Here is a 5,674-nt window from a genome sequence, read left to right on the forward strand (position 1 = left end):
CATTTAACGCAAGCGACGGTGAGGCCGCGCCTGGCCTCACCGTCGCTTGCGTTAAATGACAGCAATCGCCCCGCAAACTTCCGCCAAATTGCGCGCCGGGCAAAAACATCGACAAGAAATTTCGCCGCCATATCTGCATCTTGGCGTCTGCCTGCCGCATCGGCTTTCCGAGGCCGGCGGCCGGGGAGGAAGGCCGTGCCGAGACCTGGCGAATTGGCACTGGTGTGGCGGCGCGGATGTGCAAAGATCACACCGGCAACATTGGAGGATGTGAGCTCATGGCCGATGCTGGAATGTTGCGGTTCCATGTGCCCGAGCCCGAGGTGCGGCCGGGCGGCACGCCCGACTTCTCGAATGTGACCATTCCCAAGGCGGGCTCGGTGCCCCGTCCCGAGATCGATGTCGATCCGCGCACCATCCGCGACATGGCTTTCTCGATCATCCGGGTGCTGAACCGCGCCGGCGAAGCCGTCGGGCCATGGGCCGGACTGCTGAGTGACGAGGAACTGCTTCAAGGCCTGCGCCATATGATGACGCTCAGGACCTTCGATGCGCGCATGCAAATGGCGCAGCGCCAGGGCAAGACCTCCTTCTACATGCAGCATCTGGGTGAAGAGGCGGTGAGCTGCGCTTTCCGCAAGGCGCTTCAGCCGGGCGACATGAACTTCCCGACTTATCGACAGGCAGGTCTGCTGATCGCCGACGGCTATCCTATGGTCTCGATGATGAACCAGATCTATTCCAACGAGGCCGATCCGCTGAAGGGCCGGCAGCTGCCGGTCATGTATTCCTCGAAGGAGCACGGCTTCTTCTCGATCTCGGGCAATCTGGCGACGCAATACATCCAGGCGGTCGGCTGGGCCATGGCCTCGGCAATCTCCAACGATTCGCGCATCGCCGCGGCCTGGATCGGCGACGGCTCTACGGCGGAGTCCGATTTTCATGCGGCGCTGGTCTTCGCCTCGACCTACAAGGCGCCTGTCGTGCTCAACGTCGTCAACAACCAGTGGGCGATCTCGACCTTCCAGGGCATCGCGCGCGGCGGCTCCGGCACGTTCGCCGCGCGCGGGCTCGGCTTCGGCATTCCTTCGCTGCGCGTCGACGGCAACGACTATCTCGCCGTCCATGCGGTGGCCAAATGGGCGGTCGAGCGGGCGCGCCGGAATCTGGGGCCGACCCTGGTCGAATATGTCACCTACCGCGTCGGCGCGCATTCGACGTCCGACGATCCGTCCGCCTACCGGCCGAAAGCCGAATCGGATGCCTGGCCGCTCGGCGATCCGGTCATCCGGCTGAAGAACCATCTTATCCAGAAAGGCGCCTGGTCCGAGGATCGCCACACCCAGGCGGAGGCCGAGATCCTCGAGACGGTGATCGCCGCGCAGAAGGAGGCCGAGAGCCACGGCACGCTGCATGCCGGCGGCAAGCCGTCGACCCGCGACATGTTCGAGGGCGTCTATGCCGAGATGCCGCCGCATCTCAGGCGCCAGCGCCAGCAGGCGGGGGTCTGACCATGCCCAGACGTACCATGATCGAGGCCATCCGCGACGCCATGGACGTGTCGATGGGGCGCGACGAACGCGTCATCGTCTATGGCGAGGATGTCGGGTTCTTCGGCGGCGTCTTCCGTGCCACGCAAGGCCTGCAGGCCAAGTACGGCAAGAGCCGCTGCTTCGACGCGCCGATCAGCGAATCCGGCATCGTCGGTTCGGCCATCGGCATGGCAGCCTACGGGTTGAAACCCTGTGTCGAGGTGCAGTTTGCCGACTATGTTTATCCGGCCTACGACCAGATCGTATCGGAGGCGGCGCGGTTGCGTTACCGCTCGAACGGCGACTTCACCTGCCCGATCGTGGTGCGCATGCCGACCGGCGGCGGCATTTTCGGCGGCCAGACGCACAGCCAGAGCCCCGAAGCGCTGTTCACTCATGTCTCCGGCCTGAAGGTGATCGTGCCCTCCAATCCGTATGACGCCAAGGGGTTGCTGATCGCGGCGATCGAGGATCCCGATCCCGTGATCTTCCTCGAGCCGAAGCGGCTCTATAACGGGCCGTTCGACGGCCATCACGACAAGCCGGTGACGCCTTGGTCGAAGCATGAGCTCGGCGAGGTCGCCGATGGCCATTACACGATCCCGCTCGGCAAGGCGGCGATCCGCCGGCCGGGATCGGCGGTCACCGTGCTCGCCTACGGCACGATGGTCTATGTGGCGCAGGCCGCGGCCGAGGAGACCGGCATCGACGCCGAGGTGATCGATCTCAGGACGCTTCTGCCGCTCGACCTCGACACGATCGTCGCCTCGGTGAAGAAGACCGGCCGCTGCGTCGTCGTGCATGAGGCGACGCTGACCTCCGGCTTCGGCGCCGAGCTGGTCTCGCTGGTGCAGGAGAACTGCTTCTATCATCTGGAAGCGCCGGTGGCGCGGGTCGCCGGCTGGGACACGCCCTACCCGCATGCGCAAGAGTGGGACTATTTCCCCGGCCCGGCGCGGGTCGGGCGCGCGCTTATCGAGACATTGGAAGCTTAGAGGGGGAGGCCTGAGATGGGCGAACACGTCATCAAGCTTCCCGATGTCGGCGAAGGCGTCGCCGAGGCCGAGCTCGTCGAATGGCATGTCAAGGTCGGCGACCTCGTGCGCGAGGATACGGTTCTCGCCGCCGTCATGACCGACAAGGCGACCGTCGAGATCCCGTCGCCGGTCGACGGCGAGATCCTTTGGCTCGGCGCCGAGATCGGCGATACGGTGGCGATCGGCTCGCCGATCGTGCGGCTGAAGGTGGCCGGCGAAGGCAATGTGAAGGCGGGTGGCGGCGACGCGCCGAAGGCCGAGGCTCCCGCCAAGTCGGCCGAGCCGAAAGCGGAACCTCAGCCGAGCGCTCCCGCACCAAAGCCAGCCGAGGCGCCGGCTAAGGTTTCGCCGGCCGCCGCGCCGAAGGCAGCGCGCCCTGCCTCCACTTCCGGCGCGCCGCGCGCGGAAGGCGAGAAGCCGCTGGCCTCCCCCGCTGTCCGGTTGCGCGCGAAAGAGGCTGGCATCGATCTGCGCCAGGTTCCGGGCAGCGGCCCGGCCGGTCGCATCAGCCATGAGGACATCGACGCGTTCGTCGCGCGCGGACCGCAGCTTACCCGCGTCACCGGGCTTGCCCGGAAGGACGGCGTCGAGGACATCAAGGTCGTGGGGCTGCGGCGCAAGATCGCGGAAAAGATGTCGCTGGCGAAGGCGCGCATTCCGCACATCACCTATGTCGAGGAGATCGACGTCACTTCATTGGAGGAACTGCGCGCGACGCTGAACAAGGACAAGCGCGGAGATCGCCCGAAGCTGACGCTGCTGCCCTTCCTCATGCGGGCGATGGTGAAGGCGATCGCCGAGCAGCCCAACCTCAACGCCTTGTTCGATGACGAGGCCGGCATCATCCACCAGCATGAGGGCATCCATATCGGCATCGCCGCGCAGACGCCCAACGGGCTGGTGGTGCCGGTGGTGAAACATGCCGAGGCGCGCGACCTGTGGGATAGTGCTGTGGAAGTCAACCGGCTGGCCGACGCTGCCAAGGCCGGCACGGCGAGCCGCGAGGAGCTTTCCGGCTCGACCATCACCATCACCTCGCTCGGCGCCATGGGCGGCGTGGCGACCACGCCGGTCATCAACTATCCGGAAGTGGCGATCGTCGGCGTCAACAAGATCATGATGCGGCCGGTGTGGGACGGCACCCAGTTCGTCCCGCGCAAGATGATGAACCTGTCGTCCAGCTTCGACCACCGCGTCATCGACGGCTGGGATGCCGCGGTGTTCGTGCAGCGCATCAAGGCGCTGCTGGAGACGCCGGCGCTGATTTTCGTGGATTGAGGAGGCGTGACGATAGAGATGTCGGCGGGACAGCGCCCCCCTCTGCCTTGCCAGGCATCTCCCCCACAAGAGGGGAGATTGGCCGTCACGCCGGCTTTCGCCAATCACCAGCGCTCCCGGAATGAGCGAGGCGCCGAAGCTTCTAATCTCCCCCCTCGTGGGGGAGATGTCCGGCAGGACAGAGGGGGGCGCGAGGGATCTCGACGGAACGTTTCCTCGGATCGAAGGGTCACGTCATGAAAGAAATCTCCTGCAAGCTGCTCGTCATCGGCGCCGGGCCGGGCGGTTATGTCTGCGCCATCCGCGCCGGACAGCTCGGCGTCGACACGGTGATCGTCGAAGCGGGCAAGCCGGGCGGCACCTGCCTCAATGTCGGCTGCATTCCGTCCAAGGCGCTGATCCATGCGGCGGAGGAATTCGAGAAGATCGCGCATATCGCCGGCGGCAAGGATCCGCTCGGCATCAAGGTCGCTGCGCCGACGCTCGACCTGGCCCGCACGGTGGCCTGGAAGGACGGTATCGTTAGCCGGCTCAACAGCGGCGTTGCCGGGTTGCTGAAGAAAGCCAAGGTCAAGACCGTGCAGGGCTGGGCAACCTTCCGCGACGGCAAGACGGTCGAGGTCGAAACCGAGACCGGCACGCAAGTGATCCGTGCCGAAACGGTGGTGATCGCCACCGGCTCGGCGCCGGTCGAACTGCCGTTCCTGCCTTTCGGCGGCCCGGTGATCTCGTCGACCGAGGCGCTGGCGCTCGGCGAAGTGCCGAAGAAGCTCGCGGTCGTCGGCGGCGGCTATATCGGGCTGGAGCTGGGCATGGCCTTCGCCAAGATGGGCGCCAAGGTCACCGTGGTCGAAGCGCTGCCGCGCGTGCTTTCGCTATATGACGCGGAGCTGACAAGGCCGGTGCTCAAACGTCTTGGCGAGCTCGGCGTCGAGGTGATGACCGGGGCCAAGGCCAAGGGGTTGTCGACCCAGGGACAGGCTGGCAAGGGCGATGCGTTGCTGGTCGAGACGGCTGACGGCAAGAACGCCAAGATCGCGGCCGACAAGGTTTTGGTCACGGTCGGCCGCAAGCCGCTCACCGAAGGCTGGGGTCTGGAGCAGATCGACCTCGACAAAGCGGGAAAATTCATCCGCATCGACGACCAGTGCCGCACCTCGATGCGCGGCATCTATGCCATCGGCGACGTCACCGGCGAGCCGATGCTGGCGCATCGCGCCATGGCGCAGGGCGAGATGGTGGCCGAGATCGTCGCCGGCCACAAAAGAAGCTGGGACAAGCGCGCCATTCCGGCGATCTGCTTCACCGATCCGGAGCTGGTCACCGCCGGCCTGTCACCGGACGAAGCGAAGGCGCTCGCCGGCGAGATCAAGATCGGCCAGTTCCCGTTCGCCGCCAACGGCCGGGCGATGACGAAGCAGGGCGAGGACGGTTTCGTGCGGGTGGTTGCGCGCGCCGACAATCATCTGGTGCTGGGCATCCAGGCGGTCGGGCAAGGCGTGTCGGAACTGTCGGCGGCGTTCGGTCTGGCGCTGGAGATGGGCGCGCGGCTGGAGGATATCGCCGGCACCATCCACGCGCATCCGACGCAGGGCGAGGGATTCCAGGAAGCGGCGCTGAAGGCGCTGGGCCACGCGCTGCATGTTTAGCTCCCCTTTTCCTCTCCCTCCGGAGGGGGGAGAGGTGGCGCCGCGAAGCGGCGACGGAGTGGGGGAAGCCGCTGCTCAAATGCGGATGCGCCGACAACCAACCACCGGCCTCAATCGAGGCGAAGCATCGCCGCCGGCTTGAAATAGCAGCGGCTGGTGCTGGTCGACCCCCCCCCCC

The 5,674-nt window shown here is 66.1% G+C and carries 5 protein-coding genes; 4 read left to right on the top strand and 1 reads right to left on the bottom strand.

The annotated features are described in order from the left end of the window. Positions 1–308, bottom strand: a 308-nt coding sequence (locus EOD07_RS38150) for a hypothetical protein (RefSeq protein WP_206519503.1), incomplete at its 3' end; no start/stop codon positions are given. Between EOD07_RS38150 and EOD07_RS19810 the strand changes: the two genes are divergently transcribed. The 4 genes from EOD07_RS19810 to lpdA all read left to right on the top strand — a co-directional run bounded on the left by EOD07_RS19810 (position 279) and on the right by lpdA (position 5,496). After that, a complete protein-coding gene (locus tag EOD07_RS19810; RefSeq protein WP_127236673.1) occupies positions 279–1,511 on the top strand; it encodes a 3-methyl-2-oxobutanoate dehydrogenase (2-methylpropanoyl-transferring) subunit alpha in 1,233 nt (410 codons plus the stop codon). The two genes, EOD07_RS38150 and EOD07_RS19810, sit on opposite strands and share 30 nt — an antisense overlap. A 2-nt stretch (positions 1,512–1,513) precedes the next feature. Continuing rightward, positions 1,514–2,527, top strand: a complete 1,014-nt coding sequence (locus EOD07_RS19815) for an alpha-ketoacid dehydrogenase subunit beta (RefSeq protein WP_127236674.1) — start codon at positions 1,514–1,516, stop codon at positions 2,525–2,527. A 15-nt stretch (positions 2,528–2,542) separates the two neighbouring features. Next, on the top strand, positions 2,543–3,847 hold the full coding sequence (locus EOD07_RS19820; protein WP_127236675.1) for a dihydrolipoamide acetyltransferase family protein: 1,305 nt from the start codon (positions 2,543–2,545) through the stop codon (positions 3,845–3,847). A 236-nt stretch (positions 3,848–4,083) separates the two neighbouring features. Continuing rightward, the gene (lpdA, locus tag EOD07_RS19830; RefSeq protein ID WP_127236676.1) at positions 4,084–5,496 is read left to right on the top strand and encodes a dihydrolipoyl dehydrogenase; all 1,413 of its coding nucleotides are present in this window, start codon (positions 4,084–4,086) and stop codon (positions 5,494–5,496) included. Positions 5,497–5,674: the final 178 nt, after the last annotated feature.

The sequence above is a fragment of the Mesorhizobium sp. M2C.T.Ca.TU.002.02.1.1 genome (assembly GCF_003997225.1).